General features: G+C 40.7%; 4 protein-coding genes. All 4 read right to left on the bottom strand.

Features of this window, described 5'->3' with window-relative positions:
- Window positions 1-395: 395 nt before the first annotated feature.
- The 4 genes from DW835_RS17245 to DW835_RS17230 all read right to left on the bottom strand — a co-directional run bounded on the left by DW835_RS17245 (window position 396) and on the right by DW835_RS17230 (window position 3,335).
- The gene (locus tag DW835_RS17245) at window positions 396-791 is read right to left on the bottom strand and encodes a LysM peptidoglycan-binding domain-containing protein (RefSeq protein ID WP_172594748.1); all 396 of its coding nucleotides are present in this window, start codon (window positions 789-791) and stop codon (window positions 396-398) included.
- Window positions 792-1,116: 325 nt separating this feature from the next.
- Window positions 1,117-1,443, bottom strand: coding sequence for a hypothetical protein (locus DW835_RS17240; protein WP_118669363.1), 327 nt, complete (start codon window positions 1,441-1,443; stop codon window positions 1,117-1,119).
- 27 nt (window positions 1,444-1,470) lie between these two features.
- Complete coding sequence (locus DW835_RS17235; protein ID WP_118669362.1) at window positions 1,471-2,067, bottom strand: hypothetical protein; 597 nt, start codon at window positions 2,065-2,067, stop codon at window positions 1,471-1,473.
- Between the two features lie 65 nt (window positions 2,068-2,132).
- Entirely contained in the window at window positions 2,133-3,335 is a 1,203-nt protein-coding gene (locus DW835_RS17230) for a hypothetical protein (protein WP_118731485.1), read from the bottom strand.
- Between the last annotated feature and the right edge of the window lie 271 nt (window positions 3,336-3,606).

Here is a 3,606-nt window from a genome sequence, read left to right as displayed (position 1 = left end):
ACATAGCTGGAAGATGAATGTACACACAAATTTGGACTTGACTAATTTCCGTCTTAGAAACACATTATTTTTTACTAAAATTGTATAAAATGATCTGTTACGTAAAAAGTTGCTTTCTGAGAAGCTTGCTTTTTACTATTTTGACTATATTGAGGCTTTTTTCAAAAATCAGTAGTCCCAATACGGGCTGTTTAGATTCGTTACATCCGCAACGAGCCACGCTATTCATAAGATTGTCAGCAAAGAACGCTGCCAATCTTATTTCATATCGCGGCGTTCGCCGCATCTCGGCATAAGTAAAGACAGCGAATTGTGCGCAAGCGCCCATCGCTGTCTTCACTATGCCTATGCGTGGCTATGCTTTCGTAACTTTCCATTTATCATACTCTTTCTTATCACTTCACAAACTCATAAGAATAATAAGGTACGATCAACGTCTGTCCGGCGCGGATGCTGTCCTCTTCCGCCAGATGGTTGATGCTCTGAACCTCATCTATATATTCCTTCTTATCCTTATACTCTTCATAATCAATATAATCCTCGGACAGATCCCATAAGGTCTCTCCGTAAGCTAGCGTCACCTGAGTATAGTATTTGAACTTTACCTGTTCTTCCCCGGAGCTTGCCAGAGAACGGATTCCCTGATAGGATACCGCACAGAAAATAATCACACAGACCGTAGCAATCATGGTAAGGATCCTGCGCTGCATCTGCATCCTCCTTCTTAACTGTCTCTTATATAATCTTAACTCTCTGTCCGTCATATGGTATACACTCTTCTGTACTCTCATAACACACCTCACATAAGAAAATCTGTTCGGGAACATTTGTTCTTTCTGCTTGTATTATATCGAACATGCATTCTTCTGTCAAGTTAAAAATCGAACATATTTTTGGAATATATGTTTGCTTTTTTGCTATGCTATAATCCCATCTTTGACACTTAAAGAAAAGTATAGTGGCAGAATCCATTGATTTTACTTGGATTCTGCCACTTTTGATGTCTTAGAGTATGTTGTATGGAGACATCACTTTAAAATGAACCTAGATTATTCACGGCTGATCCGTGAATAATCTAGGTTCATTTTTTAATATGGTAACGATAATTAAGAGTTATCAGGTAAAAGAGGAGACGTTAACGCCTTTTCTCTTCTTTAAGCCTCGCATCTTCATCTGATCATTTCCCGGAAAATTTCCCTCCAAACCTCCGTGCAGAAAGTCTGCATTCCTAGCAATAGCTGACTGCCACGCATCCACAAAATATATTCCATTTCTTCTTTTTACAATATCTGTACGCAGTCCATCCAGATTGCTGACCGCTACCTCCGTCTCCGGACTTTCCAGAGTAAACGCAAATTCCGTAAAATTTTTCTTATACTGCTCTCCGGCAACTTTACAGGCCACCACCCAGCACCAGTTTGCTCTGTTCTGAATATACTTCATTGATTTTTCCCCATCGAAACAACCCGACTATAAGCCCCGCTCATTTTTTATTGCTCTGTATATCTCCGTTTCCTTCTCCCACGCAGTCCTATCCTGCTCTACGCCGTCCTTTAAATAAAGATCTTCCACCCCAATCTCTCCATCCTCGTCACTGTCGTAGCATTGATAAGTAGGTCCTTCCACCATTGTTCCATCTTTTTCAAATCTTGTAAAATAGTAAGTCTCATTATATGGTGCCCATCCCTTCCTATAATACAGAATGCCGGACATCGCTTCTACCGGCTCATCGTAAGTAGCAGTACCCTCATATAGAATCGTCAGTTTCCCCTTTTTTTCTTTTAAAATATAATAAAAGCCATTCCGGATATGCAGCTCCTTCACTCCATCTCCGTCAATATCAGATAAAAAAGTTTCAACATCACTTACATCTTCCCCGAACAAGTCTTCCAGAAAATAAGTTTTTCCATTCTCTTTCATAGCAGGCACTTCCCCATCTAAAAAACGTTGGTACTCTTCCTCTGTGATTTTCTCTGCCACTTTTCTATCTGCAAGAAACACTGCCACTATACCGCCCACGATAAGGAGCATTGCCATGCAGTTTTTTTTAGCTCTCATCCCCATCATATACAATCATCTCCTTTATTTTATCGTTTGCCCTCTCTCTCAGATTACCATTCTCCTAATGTTTCCTACCTCGTCATATCCAGGCTTTTTATCGTCACCAGATTTTCCCCATCCCCATTGTTATAGCTCCATACAACCATATAATCTCCATACCATTCAAAATGAACATCCTTATGTTCTCCATCTTCCTCATACCAGAGCATGCTTTCTTGACCCAAATCATACATTTCCCTCTGCTCTCCAGTTTTCAACACGTTTTTGTATACAATATGATCTTTCAGCAGATAAACATTTCCCTCCCGGTATCCGACGATTCTTGTCCTATTATTTTGCGTATCGTATAGCATACGGCTCGTGTCCGTCTCAAGATCGATTTCGACCAGCAGTTCTCTCTCTAAATGCTTCTGTGACATCTCAAGCACCTTCGTCCTTCCTATCTCAACTGACAGATAAAGCTTCTCCCCTTCCTTCACAATGCGCTTTGGGAGAAAATTTACCTCCCTAATTCCAAGTTTAAACCATAATATGTTACCAAAATACTCTGGACAAATATCATGCCATTCGTCTTCGCCCGCTCTCCTATATTGAAAATAGTCATCCCGAAACTCAATACTCTCTCCATCTTTATAATACCAGTGTTTATCTACACGCACATCAATCGACAAAACATTACTTATGGCAACGCTATGATCATCCTGATCTGTCACCGCTATAATATCTCCATCATACGAATAGATGTTCCAGCCATGATAACCAGCAATATCCAATTCGTATCTTCCTGAATCTCCATCGTTTTCTGCCAACTGTTCTGCCAGATTGATCCTCTCCCCAAAATCCCCTTCCACCGGCATCAACCACACCTTGTCTTTCCCAAACGCAAGGAATAAATAATTTTCATGAATGTTCAGTCTCGCATCACTCGACATATCCCCCAAAAACTCACACTCATTCGTCGCCTTATTACATCGCCACAACTTATAGCTGCTGTCCATCCCCCCGTTTTTCTGCTCTGTTGTGAAAAATATATAGGTATCCCCCACCGTCCAGCTGCTTGGCATTTCACCATTCCCGTACTTTGTAAACATCTGATCTGTCACAGAGTAAACCCACAAATAACCACAGGAGGAAAACTGCTTACTGCCCGATGCATTATCGTTTAGTTTAATCGTATAGGTATACTCATCTTCTTTTTCTTTTCTGCCACAAGCTATCAGCCCGCCCAGAACACACAGTAACAGTATAATAGCCAGAGTTCTCTTTTTTCCCATACTCACCGCTTCTCCGCCTTTCCATTAATACCTATTACACTAATCGGCTTTGCATCTCCACCTGAAACAGATGTAATAACTTCCCATAAGCTATCACATTCCTCACTTGCTATATAAGAGCTTTTCGTTTCATCTAGTTTATATCCGTTATGATAAACATACCCATCTTCATCTGATCATTTCCCTGAAAATTTCCCTCCAAACCTCCGTGCATAAAGTCTGCATTCCTGGCAATAGCTGACTGCCACGCATCCACAAAATATATTCCATT

The sequence above is a fragment of the Clostridium sp. AM34-9AC genome (genome assembly GCF_003480225.1).
In the GTDB taxonomy this organism is placed as follows: Bacteria; Bacillota; Clostridia; order Lachnospirales; family Lachnospiraceae; genus Acetatifactor; species Acetatifactor acetigignens.
The sequence above is the reverse complement of the archived record's forward strand: the minus strand, read 5'-3'. Positions and strand labels throughout refer to the sequence as shown.

Bases quoted from the DNA above. Each gene is read 5' to 3' on its own strand.
- DW835_RS17230 (WP_118731485.1), bottom strand. From the start codon at position 3,335: ATGGGAAAAAAGAGAACTCTGGCTATTATACTGTTACTGTGTGTTCTG.
- DW835_RS17245 (WP_172594748.1), bottom strand. From the start codon at position 791: ATGAGAGTACAGAAGAGTGTATACCATATGACGGACAGAGAGTTAAGA.
- DW835_RS17240 (WP_118669363.1), bottom strand. From the start codon at position 1,443: ATGAAGTATATTCAGAACAGAGCAAACTGGTGCTGGGTGGTGGCCTGT.
- DW835_RS17235 (WP_118669362.1), bottom strand. From the start codon at position 2,067: ATGATGGGGATGAGAGCTAAAAAAAACTGCATGGCAATGCTCCTTATC.